At 57.4% G+C, this 18399-nt stretch carries 19 protein-coding genes and 1 tRNA gene; 13 read left to right on the top strand and 7 right to left on the bottom strand.

The features are described 5' to 3' along the window. Positions 1 to 29 precede the first annotated feature (29 nt). Positions 30 to 1832, top strand: a complete 1803-nt coding sequence (lepA, locus tag ABXH05_RS08565) for a translation elongation factor 4 (RefSeq protein ID WP_348136757.1) — start codon at positions 30 to 32, stop codon at positions 1830 to 1832. On the opposite strand, the gene ABXH05_RS08560 is transcribed toward lepA, so the two are convergent. Genes ABXH05_RS08560 through ABXH05_RS08550 form a run of 3 tightly spaced genes read right to left on the bottom strand, consistent with a single transcriptional unit; the run spans position 1829 to position 2791 of the window. Then, positions 1829 to 2134, bottom strand: a complete 306-nt coding sequence (locus tag ABXH05_RS08560; RefSeq protein ID WP_353560644.1) for a hypothetical protein — start codon at positions 2132 to 2134, stop codon at positions 1829 to 1831. The genes lepA and ABXH05_RS08560 overlap by 4 nt on opposite strands. A gap of 24 nt (positions 2135 to 2158) precedes the next feature. Beyond that, positions 2159 to 2440: a hypothetical protein gene (locus ABXH05_RS08555; protein ID WP_353560643.1), complete on the bottom strand. Its 282-nt coding sequence runs from the start codon at positions 2438 to 2440 to the stop codon at positions 2159 to 2161. A 45-nt stretch (positions 2441 to 2485) separates the two neighbouring features. Next, positions 2486 to 2791 (bottom strand): hypothetical protein, encoded by a 306-nt coding sequence (locus ABXH05_RS08550; RefSeq protein WP_353560642.1) that lies wholly within the window; start codon positions 2789 to 2791, stop codon positions 2486 to 2488. A gap of 280 nt (positions 2792 to 3071) precedes the next feature. On the opposite strand from ABXH05_RS08550, the gene ABXH05_RS08545 reads away from it, so the two are divergent. Next, a tRNA-Ser gene (locus tag ABXH05_RS08545) sits at positions 3072 to 3161 on the top strand. 179 nt (positions 3162 to 3340) lie between these two features. On the opposite strand, the gene ABXH05_RS08540 is transcribed toward ABXH05_RS08545, so the two are convergent. The 3 genes from ABXH05_RS08540 to ABXH05_RS08530 form a co-directional block, all read right to left on the bottom strand. Then, positions 3341 to 4351 (bottom strand): TauD/TfdA family dioxygenase, encoded by a 1011-nt coding sequence (locus ABXH05_RS08540; RefSeq protein ID WP_353560641.1) that lies wholly within the window; start codon positions 4349 to 4351, stop codon positions 3341 to 3343. Between the two features lie 148 nt (positions 4352 to 4499). Next, positions 4500 to 5036 (bottom strand): TadE/TadG family type IV pilus assembly protein, encoded by a 537-nt coding sequence (locus ABXH05_RS08535; RefSeq protein ID WP_353560640.1) that lies wholly within the window; start codon positions 5034 to 5036, stop codon positions 4500 to 4502. 2 nt (positions 5037 to 5038) lie between these two features. After that, positions 5039 to 5602: a TadE/TadG family type IV pilus assembly protein gene (locus ABXH05_RS08530; RefSeq protein ID WP_353560639.1), complete on the bottom strand. Its 564-nt coding sequence runs from the start codon at positions 5600 to 5602 to the stop codon at positions 5039 to 5041. 231 nt (positions 5603 to 5833) lie between these two features. Between ABXH05_RS08530 and ABXH05_RS08525 the strand changes: the two genes are divergently transcribed. Then, positions 5834 to 7420 (top strand): vWA domain-containing protein, encoded by a 1587-nt coding sequence (locus ABXH05_RS08525; RefSeq protein ID WP_353560638.1) that lies wholly within the window; start codon positions 5834 to 5836, stop codon positions 7418 to 7420. 100 nt (positions 7421 to 7520) lie between these two features. Here the strand turns inward: ABXH05_RS08525 and ABXH05_RS08520 are convergent, their stop codons facing one another. Further along, positions 7521 to 8081 carry a pilus assembly protein N-terminal domain-containing protein gene (locus ABXH05_RS08520; protein WP_353560637.1) on the bottom strand — a complete coding sequence of 187 codons (561 nt, stop codon included), beginning with the start codon at positions 8079 to 8081 and terminating at the stop codon, positions 7521 to 7523. A 234-nt stretch (positions 8082 to 8315) separates the two neighbouring features. On the opposite strand from ABXH05_RS08520, the gene ABXH05_RS08515 reads away from it, so the two are divergent. The 10 genes from ABXH05_RS08515 to ABXH05_RS08470 all read left to right on the top strand — a co-directional run bounded on the left by ABXH05_RS08515 (position 8316) and on the right by ABXH05_RS08470 (position 18383). Next, positions 8316 to 9059: a Crp/Fnr family transcriptional regulator gene (locus ABXH05_RS08515; protein WP_353560636.1), complete on the top strand. Its 744-nt coding sequence runs from the start codon at positions 8316 to 8318 to the stop codon at positions 9057 to 9059. A gap of 320 nt (positions 9060 to 9379) precedes the next feature. Beyond that, positions 9380 to 9544, top strand: coding sequence for a Flp family type IVb pilin (locus ABXH05_RS08510; protein WP_081826128.1), 165 nt, complete (start codon positions 9380 to 9382; stop codon positions 9542 to 9544). 196 nt (positions 9545 to 9740) lie between these two features. Next, on the top strand, positions 9741 to 10277 hold the full coding sequence (locus tag ABXH05_RS08505; RefSeq protein WP_348136749.1) for an A24 family peptidase: 537 nt from the start codon (positions 9741 to 9743) through the stop codon (positions 10275 to 10277). 175 nt (positions 10278 to 10452) lie between these two features. Beyond that, entirely contained in the window at positions 10453 to 11286 is an 834-nt protein-coding gene (gene cpaB, locus ABXH05_RS08500; RefSeq protein ID WP_353560635.1) for a Flp pilus assembly protein CpaB, read from the top strand. Beyond that, positions 11283 to 12860 (top strand): type II and III secretion system protein family protein, encoded by a 1578-nt coding sequence (locus ABXH05_RS08495; protein WP_353560634.1) that lies wholly within the window; start codon positions 11283 to 11285, stop codon positions 12858 to 12860. Before cpaB ends, ABXH05_RS08495 begins: the two co-directional genes overlap by 4 nt. 7 nt (positions 12861 to 12867) lie before the next feature. After that, entirely contained in the window at positions 12868 to 13566 is a 699-nt protein-coding gene (locus ABXH05_RS08490; RefSeq protein ID WP_353560633.1) for a CpaD family pilus assembly protein, read from the top strand. A gap of 11 nt (positions 13567 to 13577) precedes the next feature. Beyond that, positions 13578 to 14903, top strand: a complete 1326-nt coding sequence (locus tag ABXH05_RS08485) for a CpaE/TadZ family protein (protein ID WP_353560632.1) — start codon at positions 13578 to 13580, stop codon at positions 14901 to 14903. A gap of 6 nt (positions 14904 to 14909) precedes the next feature. Then, on the top strand, positions 14910 to 16361 hold the full coding sequence (locus tag ABXH05_RS08480) for a TadA family conjugal transfer-associated ATPase (protein ID WP_353560631.1): 1452 nt from the start codon (positions 14910 to 14912) through the stop codon (positions 16359 to 16361). A 12-nt stretch (positions 16362 to 16373) separates the two neighbouring features. Further along, positions 16374 to 17372, top strand: coding sequence for a type II secretion system F family protein (locus ABXH05_RS08475; RefSeq protein ID WP_353560630.1), 999 nt, complete (start codon positions 16374 to 16376; stop codon positions 17370 to 17372). Between the two features lie 36 nt (positions 17373 to 17408). Continuing rightward, positions 17409 to 18383, top strand: coding sequence for a type II secretion system F family protein (locus tag ABXH05_RS08470; protein WP_353560629.1), 975 nt, complete (start codon positions 17409 to 17411; stop codon positions 18381 to 18383). The last annotated feature ends 16 nt before the right edge of the window (positions 18384 to 18399 follow it).

The following is an 18399-nucleotide window of genomic DNA, read 5'->3' as shown; positions in this document are numbered from 1 at the left end:
AGGGTTTGCGGGTGCTATATGCCGCTGCAATGACTGACCTTTCTCATATCCGCAACTTCTCCATCGTGGCGCATATTGACCACGGCAAATCCACGCTTGCCGACCGGCTGATCCAGTTCACCGGCGGGCTTGCCGCGCGTGAGATGAAGCAGCAGGTGCTCGACTCGATGGATATCGAGCGCGAGCGCGGGATCACCATCAAGGCGCAGACGGTCCGGCTGGAATACACCGCCGAAGACGGCCAGCCCTATGTGCTTAACCTGATCGACACACCAGGCCATGTGGATTTCGCATACGAAGTGAACCGCTCACTGGCGGCCTGCGAAGGGTCGCTGCTGGTGGTGGATGCCAGCCAGGGCGTGGAAGCACAGACCCTGGCCAATGTGTATCAGGCCATTGAGGTCGACCACGAGATCGTGCCGGTCCTCAACAAGATTGACCTGCCGGCCGCGGAGCCCGACCGCATCAAACAGCAGATTGAGGATGTGATCGGTCTGGACGCCTCGGAGGCACTTGAGATTTCGGCCAAAACCGGCCTTGGCATTGAGAGCGTGCTGGAAGCCATCGTTCAGAAGCTACCGCCGCCAAAGGGAGATCGCTCCGCGCCGCTCAAGGCGATGCTGGTGGATAGCTGGTACGATGCCTATCTGGGCGTCGTCGTTCTTGTGCGGATCATTGATGGCGAGCTCAAGAAGGGCCAGCGCATCCACATGATGGCAACCGATGCCACATACGGGGTGGATGAAGTCGGTGTGTTCCGCCCCAAGAAGGAAAAGGTCGCAAGCCTCGGCCCGGGTGAAATCGGATATCTGACGGCTTCAATCAAGCAGGTTGCCGACACGGCTGTGGGCGACACAATTACTGATGAGAAGCGCCCGACGGCGGAAGCCCTGACCGGCTTCAAACCGGCACAGCCAGTTGTTTTCTGCGGCCTCTTTCCGGTGGATGCGGCGCAGTTTGAAGATCTGCGCGAGTCTCTTGGCAAGTTGCGCCTCAATGACGCCAGCTTTGAGTATGAGATGGAAACGTCAGCGGCATTGGGCTTCGGCTTCCGCTGTGGATTCCTTGGCCTGCTTCATCTTGAGATCATCCGTGAACGGATTGAACGTGAGTTCAACATTGATCTCATTACCACCGCGCCAAGTGTGGTCTACCACATGCACATGACCGACGGCGAAGTTGTAGAGCTACACAATCCCGCCGACATGCCGGACCCGATGAAAATCGAGACCATCGAAGAGCCATGGATCCGGGCCACCATCCTGGTGCCGGATGAATATCTCGGTGCTGTCCTCAAGCTGTGTGAAGACCGACGTGGCGTACAGCAGGACCTGACCTATGTGGGTGGCCGCGCCATGGCCGTCTATCGCCTGCCGCTGAACGAAGTCGTTTTCGATTTTTATGATCGTCTGAAGTCCGTCACCAAGGGCTATGCCAGCTTCGACTACAACATCGAAGACTATCAGCCGGGCAATCTGGTGAAGATGTCCGTTCTCGTGAACGCGGAGCCTGTGGATGCGCTGGCAATGATCGTGCACAAGGAACGGGCTGAGGCACGTGGCCGTGGCATGTGCGAGAAGCTCAAGGACCTGATCCCGCGCCACCTGTTCAAGATACCGGTGCAGGCAGCCATTGGCGGCCGGGTGATTGCCCGCGAAACCATCGCTGCCATGCGCAAGGACGTGACGGCCAAATGCTACGGCGGTGACGCCACACGTAAGCGCAAGCTCCTCGACAAGCAGAAAGAGGGCAAGAAGCGCATGCGTCAGTTCGGCAAGGTGGATATTCCGCAGGAAGCCTTCATCTCAGCGCTGAAGATGGACGACAACTAGTCGCCGCCACCGACTGAAAATTCCCAATAGTGAAACGAAAAATTTTCTGGCGGCATCATTGCGAAAATCAAGAAAATTACCGCAAGCACGGCGAGCGCGGGCAATTCAGCAACCCAAGCGAAGAAGGTCACCACAGGACCAGACTCAGGGACGTCTTCCACAGGCGCAAACGCGTTCGTACTGAAAGTTTCCATTGGACCAAACAAGTTGTTCAGCGACCGGAGTTCTCCATTGCTGGCGTCCAAGTAAATGAGAAATGCCAAACCGCCGAGGAACAAGGTTAGAAAGCTTATTTTTGCCATCCATATCCCCTTTTTGGGACCAGTCTAGCCGCGCCGAACACGCAGCCACGCCCCCAGGAAGCAAAGCAGGGCCAGCAGACCGAAGAACACGGTTGCCGGCTGGCCGAGCACCCAGATTGCGTACGGGTCCCAGATTTCCGGTGACAGATAGCGCTGGGTGATGGCCTGGCTGAGGTTCAGTGAGCCGGAGTGGATGGCAAACCACACCTCTCCCAACGACGCCATGCCCGATCGAGACACGACATCGCCGATGGCGGCACCAATGGCCGCACCCAGAAACAGAACCGTCAGAACACGCAATATCATGGTGCTGACGATCCTGCTTTGAGATTAAGGCGGTGTTAGGACCGGCTAACCATTTCGGGGGCGGAAGATTAGGGCAATGATAATGCCCAGCACGCCCAGAACAGCCCATGCGGGATAGCTGAGAACTGACACTACGCCCGGATCCCATGCCGCAGGTGGCAGGGTCACTTCGGCCCATGCTTTGAAGTTGTCCAGCGTTGTCGCGCCAAGGCGGCCATCAAGCAGCGCCCAGACTTCGGCAAACGAGTTGATGCCGACTTCACCGGATTCAAGTGATCGCAGAACATCTGCGCCGAAAACCATCAAGGCGCCTGCAATGAGCACCAGACCGAGCAAACGAAAAATTACCATTGTTAAAGGCCCCCCAATATTGGCCAAACGCGGATACACAGCGCTTCGTGAAACACAATCAGGGGCATCCCCATGCCCAAGCGTCACGTCGCACCTGCAGCGATATCCTGCAAAAAACACGTTGTGCATAGTCAAACCGCACTCACCCTACTTACGCAAGTGTAAACAGCCTTCAGTTTTGCGGGTGTTTGGGCGAGTTGGGGCCCAAAAGTCCCTTGATGCATGGGGTTCGATGGGCTATCCCCCCTGCTCACATGTCACTCAGGTGACGTGAGTTGACGGAGAGGTGGCCGAGTGGTCGAAGGCGCACGCTTGGAAAGCGTGTAGGCGGGTAACCGTCTCCAGGGTTCGAATCCCTGTCTCTCCGCCATTCACCTTGGTTAACAAGGTCGCGCCCGCTCCAGCTTCCCATCAGAATGATCATGTGCCGGCGCGTCGTATTGCATCGCCACGGGACTTCCCCATGCGCCTCTAACTGCCTCCTTTGCAGTCAGATTGAGGTGCCGGCAATTCATGATGCATTCATGTGACACCACTCCACAATCGGGGTTAACGCCCGTCGAAGGACAGCCATAGCCGAAGCAGGTGTCGTCGACGGTCGGGCTCGGGCCAATCCTCATAGGCCGTGCGCGAATGCAAAGTGGTGTGGTTGGAGATGAACTGCATGTCTCCGGGCTCCAGCCACATATCCAGATGAAATTCCGGCGAGAGACACTTCTCATCATAAAAATCCATGATGCGCATTGCGGCATCGTCGATGGTGACATCCGGCAGCCGCGCAGCTGAGCGGAAATACTCTGAGTGATAGAAAGTGCGCAGCACACCATCCAGGCCCATCTGGCAGGGGGCAATGTCGACGTGTTTTGCCTCGCCTGCGCGCTCTTCGTCGCGGCGGTCGAGCTGAAATGGCTCAAACAGGCGCTGGACAAGGTCGGGATGCTCAGCAACCAGTGCATTGAAAATGGCGACCGAACTGACAATCCGACTTTGGCCACCGCTTTTGGCAGCACGCAGGCACATTAGGCCCACCGCGTCTGCCGCATCACAGTGGAAGTCGATGTTGCCGGATGTGCGATAGCGGCGAACGATGGCGTTGTCACCTTCCTCACCATAGTTGGTGACATGGCCCAGCAGTTCATCCTGAGGGTTCTGCGCGCCGGGCACACCCAGATGATGGCCGATGCCCCAGTAGGCATACGCTGAAAAATCATCCCCCCAGTCGAGGACCGGCAATCCACGCACAGCAACGAACCCCCGGCCGGTTTCAATCTCCTGGCGCCAGGATGCAATCCGCGAGGCGAGCGTCGGCAAACTGAAGTTCTCGCGCGTGACGTCGTCCATTTGCACATCGCGGGCAATCAGAGCGTCCACCGCCGCCTTCACTTCGGCAACCTCATCGGCGGTCAGAAGCTCAAGCCATTCGTCCGACCGGGTGCGCATGTCAGCACCGCGCCAGTCTGCGGGGGATGACACAGACCCAGTCGGAACAGTGTTGTGATCACGGATGAAGTAGTGGAGCGCCTGTTCGCCAAATGAACGGTACGATTTTTCTGCCTGCATGGTCATTCCTCCCGGCTGGAGCCAGAAGCCTAGCTAAACAGGTTTTGTGCACACAAGAAAACCATCAGCCAAACGACCTGCCTCCAAGGCTGGTCACCTGGCCATTGTCCGGACATATGATTGGAGGTCGGCGAGCCGTTACGCTGGCCTAGGGCACACGCGCCACAACAAGGGTCCGGCGCGGACGGGCATAGAACGTGTCTTCCATCACCCGTGGACCGGTGAGGTATTTCCCCATGGTCGAGGTGTATGTGTACTCAACCTCGGCAATAATCACGCTGCCATTGGTGAACACGAGATTGTTCGGCACTTCGATCGTAGACCCCTTGGCGTGAGCAGCGGTGTTGTGGCCGTCGCTCCAGTCCACGCGAACTGATCCTGTTCCCTGATCTGAGGCACTGGTCAGGACAATCTTGATCCCGGTTGAATCAAACGGTTCAAGAATAGCTTTTGAGGCGCCAAAGATGTCGGTCATGTCAGCGTTGGACAAAGCCATGGCCTGTGCGGCCAGATCTGCTGCCGTGCTTGCGACGGCTGTTGCCTTCCTGTGAGCAATGAGGCCGGATGAAAGCTCAACGGCACCCAGATACATCACGGTCATAACCGGCAGCAAAAGTGCGAACTCGACAGCAGACATGCCGCGGGTGTCGTTCTTCAGGTTTCGGGCGAGCTTCAAAATGCTCATGACTATTTGCCCCCGCCCAATGTCGCGTTGTTGAACGGCTCGTTGCGGAAAGCAGCACTGGACACGATCAGTCTTTGGCCACCGGCCATATTCGACATGGCGTCGCCAATCATGGGCGTGGCGATGTTCCACACATAAAAAACGCGCACCAGAACAATGTCGCCAGGCGCGCCGGGCTGGAACAGCAGGTCGGTCCGCAGGTCACCGTCAGCAGTGAGTGGGTCTGTGAAATCGACACTGGTGAAACTATCGAAGCGCCTCACATCGAGTTGCATGCGCGCGTCGCACCCCATGAACATGGCGTCGCAGATTCTGTTGCGGATCTGCTCCTTGGACATACCCTGAAGCTGTACCTGACCGGTCCGCACAAGCCGTGCAGCCTCAGCCGCGCCCGTTTCCAGACTGACGGATGCAAAGAACACAGCCGTTGCTTCCAGCATCGCGAACAGCATGCCGAAAAACGGTAGCGCCAGCAGTGCAAATTCCACCGCCGCAGCACCGCGATTTTCACGGTTAAACCGGCGCAGAAAAAGCCGAACCGGCGTTATGGTGCGAACAGGTTTCATGCGGACGTTTTACGCGCGCTGACGTTACCAAACCGGCAAGCGCTAAATGACAAAACGAAGCGTTGTCTTCACGCTCTGGTAACCAGTTTTCTTAAGGTCCGCTTCATCACCCCGGCATTATCTTGAAAACCTAATTGAGGTCAGGGGTGGCCTATGTCCGGCTTGCCGATTGTGGTCTGGCCAGACGATCCATCGGGGCAACCCGGTCCAAGGAGCATCGGCGGAAAACAGATGCGTCACACCATTTTCCATTTTGCACGCGCTTGCCGGGTTTCCCTTTCCACGGGCATTCGCGACATCGCAACATCTCTTCTGGTGCGAAAGTTCGCAACGGACTTCGCAGCGGATCAGCGTGGCAACCTTGCGATGATCTTCGCCCTGTCGCTGCTCCCCCTGACGGCTGCTGCAGGCGCCGCTGTTGATTTGAACCGTGCCTTTATTGTGCAGCAGCGGCTGGAACGGGCACTTGATGCCGCAGGCCTTGCTGTTGGTGCCTCTCCAGCAGCGACGACTGAACAAATGCTTGCTGTGGCGCAGAGTTTTTTCGACGCAAACTACAATGACAAGGAAGTCGGTGTTCCTGGCAAACTGTTGCTGACACCAGGCGACAGCAGCGTGACATTGGCGGCAACAGCCGAACTCCCTACCACGATTATGAGTGTTGTCGGTTTCGACAAATTGACCGTTGGCAGTGAAATCACTGTGGTACGCGAGTCGAAGGCGCTGGAGATCGCCATGGTCCTCGATAATACCGGCTCCATGGCGTGGAACGGGAAAATCGGCGCTCTGCGGACAGCTTCAGAAGACCTCGTGACCATTTTGTTTGGTGATCAGGACACGCCTGAACTGCTGCGCATGTCACTCGTTCCGTTTGTCACGTCAGTGAACATCAAAGCCGATGGCTTCGACATGAACTGGATGGATGTGGATGGAAACTCCAAGTATCACGGCGAGAACTTTGATCCCAACAAGGGGCCAACCAACCACTTTGAGCTGTTTAACGGGATAAAGAACGCAACCTGGAAAGGTTGCGTGGAGATGCGCCCTGAACCTTATGACACGCTCGACACAGCACCGACAAAGACCAATGCCAACACGCTGTTTGTTCCCTACTTCTGGCCGGACGAACCCGATACAGAAGACAATGCGCACAACGACTATGCGGACGACCGCATTAGCGGGAAGAAGAAGAAGCGCCAAAAGAATGGCGCGAAATACATGGGCTACAATGTGTCGGTCGATGAAATCCCGTCCAGCACCAAAGGCCCCAACAAGAGTTGTGCTCGCCCGCTTGTCCCCTTGACGAACTCCAAAGCGACGTTGGTCAACGAAGTGCGTGCCATGGAACCCTGGTACAATTCGGGCACCAACATTGCTGAAGGTCTTGCATGGGGCTGGCGTGTTCTGTCGCCCGGTGCGCCCTTCACCGAAGGCCGCAGCTTCACAGATCCTGATGTGCAGAAGGCCTTGATCCTGCTGACAGATGGCAACAACGAGATTGTGAGCCAGAGCACGTTCAATAAATCCGACTACACAAGCTTTGGCTATATCGGCAAACAGCGCCTTGGCACCAATGACATTGGCACCGCGCGCGGCAAGGTAGACAAGAAGGTCGAGGAAATGTGCACCCGGATTAAGGATCAGGGCGTACGCATCTACACCATCACCTTCCAGCTCAACTCGCCAACGCTTGAAGACGTGTTCCGTGAGTGCGCGACAGAGCCAGAGCTCTATTTCGATAGCCCGAGCAACGAGCAGCTGCGCGAAGCGTTCCAGGCCATTGCCTATGACCTCAGCAATCTGCGGTTGGCCAAGTAGGACATACCCTTCAGCTGGCTTCGACCTACTGCGACAAACAAAAACCCCGGCACATGTGCCGGGGTTTTTCTATTCACATAACCAAAGTGGCTAGTGCGGCTTACTCTTCGCTGGACCCCTGCGCTGTTGCCTCGGCGCCTTCTGTCGCCAGGCCCATCTTGTTGCCACTCTGCGTCGTGATCCGCTCTGTTACGGTCTCGTCATCGCCGATACGCAGCACAGGCTGACAGTGGGGAGCGCAATTGTAGCTTGCCTGCGCGTTGCCCCGATGGAGCGTCAGGAGGCGCGGTGCGGCATCGACCACATTCACAATCAGCGAGGCTGTTTCATTGCCGTCGTGATCAAACACCAGAACATTGGTTGCTCCATATGTGCGGCCGATCAACAGCAGCATGTCGGGACCCTGCAGAATCGCGTCGGCGATGGATGGGTTACCCACAGCAACAATGGCTGCGGCGCCTTCGATGCGCAGCATCTTTGCCTGATCAATGCCGACCTTGAAGTCGTGGGACACCATCTCGTACATGCCGCCGGCCTGGGCCGAGTGCACGGGGATGGATGCCAGAACAGCCGGGATCGCCGCAGCGATGCACGCGGCCCGTGCCGCCTGCTTAGCTGCAGTCAATGCATCCTTGGCGGGGGCAATAAGTGTTTCGCGCATGGGGCGCTCCCAGGTCGGTCCAAACAAAGGTCTTCAAATCCTGACCGCCAGCCTCGCTTGAAATGGTGAAGAAACCCCAAAGGGAGCTGTTCAGCTTTGGCCCACCTTTACACCTGATTTGTCTAAGCCTTTCAAAGGGTCCTTAGCCCAGCCTTAGCCGCACAGCCCTACAAACAGGGGCGCTGGGCTGTTTCACCACAGCCTCCATATTCAATTCACTTGCGGGCCAAACCTATGCCAACTGCACATCGCCGCCAGATGCACACCAAGGCCGCCCTCTTACCTGAGCACACAGGGTCGCTGTCTTCTGTCACCTGCCTCGGCGGATTGATGCGTGAGGACAGGGATAATGCTGCCAAAGCAAGCCGTTTCATCTCCTATTCGGCAGGGGATATTGTTGGTGGCCCCGGTGCCGGTGAAACAAGCGTTGCTTTTGTGACTCACGGTGCGGTGCGGGTGTCTCTTCCGCCAGACCGCCACGGAGACGTCGCCTTTTTCGATGTGACTGATGGGGGCGTGTTTGGTCACCTTGAGGCGCTTACCGGAGAAACACCGAAGCTTTCTGCCGTAGCCCTCAGCAGCACGGAAGTATCGTTTCTGCCCGCTTCGGCCTTTTGCATGTTGATCGAGGCACATCCGGTGATCGCCCTGGAGCTGATGCGTGCCCATGCGCGCGATACCATGACGCAAGCCCCCCGCACGCCCGGAGAGGCCAGCGGCAGCAGCCATATGCTGTACTCAGAATTGCTGCGCATGGCGGAAGCCGATTCCAAGATGGACGACGGCCTGCTTATCTCCCGCTTGCCCCGCCACAGAGAACTTGCGGACTGGACGGGCCTGAGCGAGGCAGAAGTCGCTGCAAGTCTCGCCAGCCTGGTCAAATCCGGCTGTGTGGAACGGCGCTATCCAGGCCTTTGCATTCTTGATGCAGAAAAGCTGCGGACATTGGCCTCTACCGCAGCTACCTCCCAAAAATAGAGCACACTTCGCCATTTACAGTTCCTGCACATCAGCAATTTGTTAACCAAACTGCACATGCCAAGTAAGCTGACACAGTCCCAAGAATACATAATCACTTCTACTTTTAGTCGAATACTTATCTAGACTTGTGATTTTACTGTGCCATCCGATTTTTTTCTGAAAGCACTTGGTTTTACATATCCAATTAATACACGAGTAAGCGCCTCCCCTTATTTTGCACTACAGGCGATTTGGTGGCCTGTCCCGACTGCCAACGTCTTTTTAGGGGCTGTTTCGACACAGTCGCGACAACTTGGATTGATCCAGAGGAGGCTTTTATGAGCCATTTTATGAAGCGTTTTGCCGGTGATGAATCCGGCGCCACGGCCATCGAATATGGTCTTATTGCTGCCGGTATCGCTGTTGCGATCATCACGGCCGTCAACACACTGGGCACGAACATCGGCACGACGTTCGGCAGTGTTTCTGACGAAATGAAGTAAGCCACTTCATTTTCCCGGCGTTTTCGCTGGAAAAGATCGAGGCCGCCGGGTTTTCCCGGCGGCCTTTTTCTTTGTCTGCATGCCAGAGCTTTCAGGATCAGGAATGCGGACAGATTGGCTCACATTTTAAGGTTTACCCGGGGTTTACGGCTTGGCGGGCTTAATGGGCTCAACGCTGATGTCGGAGCCTCACGAAATGATGCCAGATCTTGCCACGCTGCCGGCCTATTCGCTTTTGCAATGGGCTGTTGTTGGCGTTTTTCCTGCCTTGATGATTGCGGCTGCCGCATCTGATGCAGCAAGCATGCGCATTCCAAACTGGCTGACGGGCACACTGGCCATGGCCTTTCCCATTGCGGCGGCCGGCACGGCTATGCCGCTTGAGACACTGGGCCTGCACGTGGCTGTAGGCTTTGGCGCTCTCATTATTTGCATGGGGCTGTTTGCAACCGGCTGGATTGGCGGCGGCGATGCCAAGTTTTTTGCAGCAACTGCACTTTGGCTCGGCCCCTATCACATTCTTGGTTTCGCGCTGATTTCCACAGTTCTCGGCGGCTTCCTGACGCTTGCTCTTTTGTCCTTCCGCAAACTGCCGATGCCGGCACCTCTGGCGGCCCAGGGTTGGCTGATGCGCCTGCATGACCCCAAGGAAGGCGTGCCCTATGGGCTGGCGCTTGCTGCAGGCGGCCTGCTGGTGTTTGGACAAAGTGCCTGGATTGCAGGTGCTGCATGACCCACCTGTCCCACCCTCCTTTTGCTGCTTCAGCATTGCATTTGACCAACACGGTTAACCGCGAATTGACGAATTCCCGGTTTGATACCCCCATGCAGGAGCCCGCATTGCGTTCGCGCGCGTTCCCGCACCCCACAACGCGCTTACTTATGCGCACATCGCGAAAGCCCGGCTAATGTCCGTTGCCCGCATCGCCGTTCTCATTCTTGCCGTGCTGGCAGCTGCCGCTGCTGCATGGCTTGCGTCGTCTTTTGTCGGCACGGATGTGCAGCAGGTGCAGGCACCTGAACCACAGATCGTGACGGACGAAGTTCTTGTTGCTGCCCGCGACCTGCAGGTTGGCGCAAAGGTAACGCCGGGCGACATGCGCTGGCAGACATGGCCGACGGAGGCACTGGCTTCTGGATATGTGGTCAAGGATCAGACACCCGATGCCATGATCGGCATGCAGGGAGCGCTTGTCCGTTCTGCCATGATGCAGGGTGAGCCGATTACCAACGGCAAGGTCATCGACACTACATCCGCGGGCTTTATGGCGGCGCGGCTTGGCAAAGGGATGCGCGCCGTGTCGGTTGCGATCTCGCCTGAGACCGGCGCTGGCGGGTTCATTCTTCCCGGTGACCGGGTAGACGTCATCGTCACCCATGAATCACGCAATGATACAGGTCGCGACTCCATTGTTGTCAGCGACACTGTGCTGGCGAATGTTCGGGTGCTGGCGATCGACCAGGCATTCGGTGAAACAAACGACGACACAGGCGAGAAGATCGCTGTCGGCAAGACGGCTACGCTTGAGCTGACACCCAAGCAGGCTGAAACACTCGCCCGCTCGCAGGCTATGGGCGATCTGTGGTTGTCCCTGCGCAGCCTTGAAGATACCGCCACCGGCGGCCCGGTGGATACGGGCGTCCTTGGCAAGAATCGTAACACACAGGCGCGCCGCGGCTCCGCTGTCACTGTCGTGCGCTATGGCGTTCAGTCGCTTGAGCTACCAAGGACAGGCCAATGAGTGAATTGATGCGCCTTTCCCCCTCATCCAACCGCATGGACCGGTTTGAAATGCTGCGCAACGCGTTTGTTGCAGCATTCATTGCGTTCATGCTGACAGCCGGCCCGGCTGCTGCTCCCACGCGGGCCGCGCAGCTGCTCGGTGGCGAAGAAGGCAGCCCGGTGGTCAAGGTCGATCCGGGCGGGGCCAGTGCCAACAGTCAGGTCTTGAGCCTTGGGCTCAACAAGTCAGCCGTGGTTGAACTGCCGGTTGATGCGTCCGACGTTCTGATCGCCAACCCTGAAATTGCGGATGCCATCGTCCGCAGCGCGCGGCGGACTTATCTGCTGGGCATGGAAGTTGGTGAAACCAACGCCTTCTTCTTTGATGCAGCAGGCCGCCAGGTTCTCAATCTTGAAATTCGGGTAGAGCGCGACATCGACTCGCTGCTTGGCATGCTGGGCCGTCACCTTCCTGATGCACGGATCAGCGTTGAACCGATCAATGACAATCTGATGCTGACCGGCGTTGTGCCCAACGCGGCTGCCTCCAGCAAGGCACGCGAGATTGCGGCGCGGTTCGTCGGCGACGACGAAAAAGTGCTCAACATGCTTTCAATCGATGGCAAAGAGCAGGTCATGCTCAAGGTCACGATTGCTGAAATGCAGCGGACCCTGATCAAGCAACTGGGCATCGATCTGTCCTCCATCTCATCCATTGGTGACCTTGCCCTGCGCCTTCAGACCAACAACGCGTTCTCCGTTCAGGGTCGTGCGCTGGGTGGCCTGACGTCTGCGCCGACATCAGTGCGCCCCTCAACTGCGGGCGGCACCGTGTTCCCGCAATCAAGCGGTATCTCTTTCAACGATTCAGCTGGCTCCTACGTGGACGGCGCCCTGCGCGCCCTGGAACGCAATGGCCTTTTGCGCACGCTTGCCGAACCGACACTGACGGCCATCACGGGTGAAAGCGCCAACTTCCTTGTTGGTGGCGAATTCCCCGTTCCATCTGATCGCGACAACAGCGGCAATGTGCGTATCGAGTTCAAGCCCTTTGGTGTTGGCCTCTCCTTCACGCCGGTTGTGCTTTCTGAGGGCCGTATCAGTCTCAAGATTTCAACCGAGGTTAGTGAGCTGTCTTCTGAAGGTTCCTTCGTGGTTCAGGGTGGCACTGTCACAAACTCCGACGGTACGACCTCACAGTTGAACGGCATTACCATCCCGGCCCTGCGCGTACGTCGCGCTGAAACGGCTGTTGAGCTGCCATCTGGTGGATCGCTTGCCCTCGCCGGCCTGTTGCAGGAATCAACCCGTCAGAACATCGACGGCGTACCCGGTGCCAAGGACATTCCCATTCTCGGGTCCCTGTTCCGGTCACGTGACTATCTCAATGCAGAGACCGAGCTGGTTGTCATCGTGACCCCGTATCTGGTGGATCCCAAGCACGAGAGCGATTTCGTGCTGCCCACCGACGAGCATGTACCGGCAAGTGATCTGGAAACCATTCTTCTTGGTCGCCTCAATGGCACCAAGAGCGCCGGCAAGAAGGACCTGAAGGAACAGCTTCAGGGCCCTGTCGGTTTCATTATGGAGTGATGCGGCAATGCGTAAGATGTTCCGCCTTCCTGTTCTCGCCGTTGCTGCCCTGGCACTGAGCCTTGGTGCGTGCGGCGGCTTTGGTCAGAATGGTCCGCTGCAAGCGGCCTCGGTCAAACAGACGCATCCCATCACTGTGGATACGCAGGCAGCGTCGTTGATGGTGCATGTGGCACCGGACTCGACCTCTCTGACCGATGATGACATCGGGCGCCTCAAGTCATTCGCGCTTCACTACCGCAGCCGCGGCAACGGACCCATGGTCATGTCCATTCCAACCGGTGCACCCAATCGCGGTGCGGCATCTCGCGCTGCGGCTGAAGTGGAAACGCTGCTTGATGGCATGGCTGTTGGCACCAACCGTCTTCGTCTGAGCCATTATCGTGCATCAGGTGCTGCGTCTGACGCGCCTTTGATCCTGTCCTTCACACAATATGTGGCCACGCCCTCTCCATGCGGAAACTGGTCCGAAGACATGGCCTACAATCCACGCAACACCCGCTCCGCGAACTTCGGGTGTGCATCACAAAACAATTTGGCGGTCATGGTGGCTGATCCAGGTGACCTCGTCGCTCCACGCGGCGTTGCACCGTCGGACGCCCAGCGCCGCGACGTCGTGCTTGAGCGCTATCGCGCCGGTGAAACAACTCAGACTGAACGCGCAGAGGAAGAATCCGGCGCATCCAGTCAGGTCAACGAGAACTGAGCTTGAGACAGATGAGCGAAGCCCATCAGATAGATCCGCAGATGCCGCCTTTTCCTGATGATCAGGAAATGACTGCGCCACAGCCTGTGCCCATGGAGCCTTACGAGGCACCAGAAGCTGGTGATGGCCAGATCATTCGGCCAGTGCCGCGCGTAACCATTCAGGCGTTCTGCGAAACGCCGGACGTTGGTGTTTCGCTGCAACGTGCTGCCCAGGACCGGCGTCTGGCAAAGGCCCATCTCACCGTCCACATGGGTGGCATTGCAGCAGCCGTATCGCATTATGTGGATACGCCTACGCCCGGCCTCATCATTGTGGAAAGCCAGCTTGGCGGCTCACAGATTCTGGGGTCTCTGGATAAGCTGGCGGAAGTCTGTGATGCAGGCACACGCATTGTTGTGGTTGGTCATGCAAATGACATCACGCTCTACCGCGAGCTCATTCGCAAAGGCGTGAACGACTATCTCGTGGCACCACTTAACCCGCTGCAGATTGTCGAGAGCATTTCGACGCTCTATGCCGACCCTGAAGCACCACCGCTTGGACGCACGATCGCGTTTGTTGGTGCACGTGGCGGCGCAGGCTCCAGCACCTTGGCTCACAATGCCGGCTGGTGCATCTCCGAACACATGAACGAAGATGTCACGGTCGTTGACCTTGACCTTGCGTTTGGTACCGGTGGTCTTGATTTCAATCAGGACCCTGCTCAGGGCGTAGCTGATGCCTTGTACGCACCGGAACGGCTGGATGACGTGCTTCTGGAACGGCTTCTGGTTCGCTGCACGGAACACCTAAGCCTGTTTGCGGCACCTGCCACTCTTGATCGTGACTACGCGATTGATGAGGAGACCTATGAGCTAGTGCTTGATGTTGTGCGACACACAGTGCCGTGCGTCATTCTTGATCTCCCACATGTGTGGGGACCGTGGACACGCAAACTTTTGCTTGAGGCCGATGAGATTGTTGTGACAGCAACGCCTGATCTTGCCAGCCTTCGCAATACCAAAAACCTGCTCGATACCTTGAAGACAGCGCGACCAAATGATGTGTCACCTCATCTGGTGATCAATCAGGTTGGCATTGCCAAGCGCCCGGAAATTCCGGTCAAGGATTTTGCAGATGCACTTGAGATGGATCCTGCGCTGGTCCTGCCGTTTGATGCGGCCCTGTTTGGGGAAGCTGCCAATAACGGTCAGATGATCGAGGAAATTGATGCGCGGAGTAAAACAGCGCAGGGCATGCGCCATCTCGCTTCCGCGGTTTCAGGACGACAGATTTCAGCTTCCAGCAAACCGAGCGGGTCTTTGCTCGCGCGGCTGCTTGGTAAAAAAGGGTAATGCAGGATGTTTGGCCGTCGCGATAGCGAAGGATCACCGCCGCCGTCCACGCCCCAGGCAGCGCCTGTGGCACCGAAGCCGGCTGCGCCAAAGGCCGCTGCCCCAAAGCCTGTTGCTGCGCCCAAGCCTGCGCCCAAGCCCGCAGCAGCTGCCGCTCCCAAGCCTGTGCGATCTCAGGAACGCTCGGCTGACTACTACCAGATCAAGACGACCATCTTTAATGCGCTGATCGATACCATCGACCTGACGCAGCTTGCACAACTGGACGGGGCAAGTGCCCGCGAAGAAATTCGCGACATCGTCAACGAGATCATTTCGATCAAAAGCGTTGTCATGTCGATCTCCGAGCAGGAAGAACTGCTGCAGGACATCTGCAACGACGTGCTCGGCTATGGTCCGCTTGAACCGCTCCTGGCGCGCGACGACATCGCTGACATCATGGTCAATGGTGCAGCTGACGTTTTCATTGAAGTCAACGGCAAGACCCAGGCAACTGGCGTTAAGTTCCGCGACAACTCTCAGCTCATGAACATCTGCCAGCGCATTGTGAGCCAGGTTGGCCGGCGCGTGGATGAATCAAGCCCCATATGTGACGCCCGCCTGCCGGACGGCAGTCGTGTCAACGTTATCGCGCCGCCTTTGGCCATCGATGGTCCAAGCCTGACCATTCGTAAGTTTAAAAAAGACAAGCTGCGGATGGAGGACCTTGAGAAATTCGGGTCAATCTCTGCGGAAGGCGCACGCGTACTAAGCATCATCGGCAAGTGCCGATGTAATGTGCTGATCTCGGGCGGTACCGGTTCAGGCAAGACAACGCTTCTCAACACAATGACGGCATTCATTGAAGAAGATGAACGCGTCATCACCTGTGAAGACGCCGCTGAACTTCAGCTGCAGCAGCCCCATGTGGTGCGCCTCGAAACACGGCCGCCGAACCTGGAAGGCTCCGGCGAAATCACCATGCGCGACCTCGTGCGTAACTGCCTGCGTATGCGCCCGGAACGGATTATCGTGGGCGAAGTGCGTGGCCCGGAGGCCTTTGATCTCCTTCAGGCCATGAACACGGGCCATGACGGGTCGATGGGCACGCTCCACGCCAATACACCGCGTGAAGCCATGTCGCGCCTTGAAAGCATGATCACGATGGGCGGCTTTTCGCTGCCGTCGCGTACCATCCGCGAAATGATCTCCGGATCCATCGACGTCATCATTCAGGCTGCCCGCCTGCGCGATGGCTCACGTCGCATCACGCACATCACTGAAGTGACCGGCATGGAAGGTGATGTCATCATCACCCAGGATCTCTTCGTCTATGAGATGGACGGCGAAGACGCCAACGGCAACATCAACGGCACACATAAGTCCACCGGCATTGCCCGACCCAATTTCTGGGAGCGTGCGCGCTATTACGGCCTTGAAGGTCAACTTGTTGCAGCGCTTGAAGAAGCTGAGGCCTAGGGGGCACAACGCATGTTCGATGCCCAACTGGTTTTCATTGCAACGGTTTTCATGGGTGTGCTTGGCATAGGCGGCGTCGCCTATGCCGCGATTGTGCCCGCTTTGGAAAAGCGCAGTCAGTCCAACAAACGCATGACAGTAGCTGCGGGCGCCAAGCGCGGCCGTGGGGCCGGCCGCGGTAGTTCGGTTGATCCCAATGCCGAGCGCCGCAAGCAGGTGCAGGATACTCTCAAGGAACTCGATGAGGCTCAGGCCGCGCGCAAGAAGACTGTGACCATGCGTGCCCGCATTGAGCAGGCGGGTCTGGATGTCTCCCCACGTAACTTTACGCTGCTGGGCGCGACAGGTGGGCTCGTGGTCGCCGGCCTGCTGATGTTGAGTGGACAGCCGCCGTTGATCGGCCTGCTTGCAGGTTTTGCAGCCGGCTTCGGCTTTCCGCGCTGGTTGCTGGGCTATCTCAAGACCCGGCGCCTCAAGCAGTTCACAGAAGAATTCGCCAATGCAGTGGATGTGATCGTCCGCGGCCTCAAGGCCGGCCTGCCGCTGCATGACTGCATTACGATTATTTCCACAGAAGCACAGGGCCCGGTGCGCGAGGAGTTCAAGGAACTTGTTGAGGGTCAACGGATCGGCATCACCCTTGAACAAGGTCTGGAAAAAATGACCGAACGCGTTCCGCTTGCGGACCTGCGGTTCTTCCAGATTGTGATCTCCATTCAGCAAAAGACCGGCGGCAATCTGTCTGAAGCACTTGGCAATCTGTCCAAGGTGCTACGCGACCGCAAGGTTCTGCAGGGCAAGATCACCGCCATGAGCCAGGAAGCCAAATCGTCGGCAGCCATTATCGGCGTCCTGCCGCCCGGTGTGATGACGCTCGTTTACATTACGACGCCTGACTACATCAATCTGCTGTTCGAAGAACGCATGGGTCAGGCCATGCTGATTGGCGGCGCACTTTGGATGCTGTGTGGCATCCTGGTCATGAAGAAGATGATTACGTTCGACTACTGATGATTTGAAGATTTCGGGGAATGCCACGCCATGTTCATGGCTTTTGTAGACATCGTTACCAATCCGCAGACTATGGCCATGCTTCTCGCGGCCGTGGCTGCCTTTGCGACGATCATTACAATCGGATTGCCCTATCTGTCGCAGGACACGCTCTCCTCGCGCATGAAGTATGTGGCCACCGAGCGCGAGGAACTGCGCAGCAAACTGCGCGCAGAAATTGCAGAACGCGACGGGGCAAAACGCGCCTCGCTTCGCGCGCAACCCAAGGGCTTTTCCAAGCGGCTCGTGGACAAGCTCAACCTGCGCAAGCTGCTGGAAGATGAAGATCTTCAGATGAAGATCAAGATGGCGGGCTTCCGTGGGCAGGGGCCCATTTACACGTTCCTGTTCTTCCGCATTGCCATGCCGCCTATCGTGTTCTGCGTGGCAGCGTTCTACATTTTCTTTGTGCTCGATCTGTCCACGCCCATGCTGGGCAAGCTGGGCATGTCAGCCATGGCGGGCTTTGTCGGCTTCTATCTTCCCAATGTCTTCCTGCAGAACATCATCACGCGCCGTCAGGCGACCATTCAACAGTCGTTTCCGGATGCACTTGACCTGCTGTTGATCTGTGTTGAATCCGGCATGTCCGTTGAAGCCGCTTTCAACAAGGTGGCCGCAGAAGTTGGCGTGCAATCTGTTGAGCTGGCAGAAGAGCTGGCGCTCACAACCGCTGAACTGTCCTATCTGCAGGACCGCCGCCAGGCGTATGAAAACCTCGGCAAACGTACTGGCCTGCCTGGTGTGAAAGCAGTTACGACCAGCCTGATACAGGCAGAGCGTTACGGTACGCCTCTGGGTCAGGCTCTGCGTGTCATGGCGGAGGAGAACCGGAACATTCGGATGGCAGCCGCCGAAAAGCGTGCGGCGGCCCTGCCTCCCAAGCTCACAGTGCCGATGATCCTGTTCTTCCTGCCTGTGCTCTTTGTTGTGATCCTCGGCCCGGCAGTTATCCGCTTCACAATGAGCTAACCGCGCTTATTGGGTC

Source organism: Pyruvatibacter sp. HU-CL02332 (genome assembly GCF_040362765.1).
Lineage (GTDB): Bacteria > Pseudomonadota > Alphaproteobacteria > CGMCC-115125 > CGMCC-115125 > Pyruvatibacter.
Note: the sequence above shows the minus strand (reverse complement) of the source record. Positions and strands in the feature narration are given on the sequence as shown.

Bases quoted from the DNA above. Each gene is read 5' to 3' on its own strand.
- ABXH05_RS08515 (WP_353560636.1), top strand. From the start codon at position 8,316: ATGCCAACTGCACATCGCCGCCAGATGCACACCAAGGCCGCCCTCTTA.
- ABXH05_RS08490 (WP_353560633.1), top strand. From the start codon at position 12,868: ATGCGTAAGATGTTCCGCCTTCCTGTTCTCGCCGTTGCTGCCCTGGCA.
- ABXH05_RS08540 (WP_353560641.1), bottom strand. From the start codon at position 4,351: ATGCAGGCAGAAAAATCGTACCGTTCATTTGGCGAACAGGCGCTCCAC.
- cpaB (WP_353560635.1), top strand. From the start codon at position 10,453: ATGTCCGTTGCCCGCATCGCCGTTCTCATTCTTGCCGTGCTGGCAGCT.
- ABXH05_RS08485 (WP_353560632.1), top strand. From the start codon at position 13,578: ATGAGCGAAGCCCATCAGATAGATCCGCAGATGCCGCCTTTTCCTGAT.
- ABXH05_RS08510 (WP_081826128.1), top strand. From the start codon at position 9,380: ATGAGCCATTTTATGAAGCGTTTTGCCGGTGATGAATCCGGCGCCACG.
- ABXH05_RS08480 (WP_353560631.1), top strand. From the start codon at position 14,910: ATGTTTGGCCGTCGCGATAGCGAAGGATCACCGCCGCCGTCCACGCCC.
- ABXH05_RS08520 (WP_353560637.1), bottom strand. From the start codon at position 8,081: ATGCGCGAAACACTTATTGCCCCCGCCAAGGATGCATTGACTGCAGCT.
- ABXH05_RS08535 (WP_353560640.1), bottom strand. From the start codon at position 5,036: ATGAGCATTTTGAAGCTCGCCCGAAACCTGAAGAACGACACCCGCGGC.
- ABXH05_RS08505 (WP_348136749.1), top strand. From the start codon at position 9,741: ATGATGCCAGATCTTGCCACGCTGCCGGCCTATTCGCTTTTGCAATGG.
- ABXH05_RS08495 (WP_353560634.1), top strand. From the start codon at position 11,283: ATGAGTGAATTGATGCGCCTTTCCCCCTCATCCAACCGCATGGACCGG.
- ABXH05_RS08550 (WP_353560642.1), bottom strand. From the start codon at position 2,791: ATGGTAATTTTTCGTTTGCTCGGTCTGGTGCTCATTGCAGGCGCCTTG.
- ABXH05_RS08560 (WP_353560644.1), bottom strand. From the start codon at position 2,134: ATGGCAAAAATAAGCTTTCTAACCTTGTTCCTCGGCGGTTTGGCATTT.
- ABXH05_RS08470 (WP_353560629.1), top strand. From the start codon at position 17,409: ATGGCTTTTGTAGACATCGTTACCAATCCGCAGACTATGGCCATGCTT.
- ABXH05_RS08525 (WP_353560638.1), top strand. From the start codon at position 5,834: ATGCGTCACACCATTTTCCATTTTGCACGCGCTTGCCGGGTTTCCCTT.
- ABXH05_RS08530 (WP_353560639.1), bottom strand. From the start codon at position 5,602: ATGAAACCTGTTCGCACCATAACGCCGGTTCGGCTTTTTCTGCGCCGG.
- ABXH05_RS08555 (WP_353560643.1), bottom strand. From the start codon at position 2,440: ATGATATTGCGTGTTCTGACGGTTCTGTTTCTGGGTGCGGCCATTGGT.
- lepA (WP_348136757.1), top strand. From the start codon at position 30: ATGACTGACCTTTCTCATATCCGCAACTTCTCCATCGTGGCGCATATT.
- ABXH05_RS08475 (WP_353560630.1), top strand. From the start codon at position 16,374: ATGTTCGATGCCCAACTGGTTTTCATTGCAACGGTTTTCATGGGTGTG.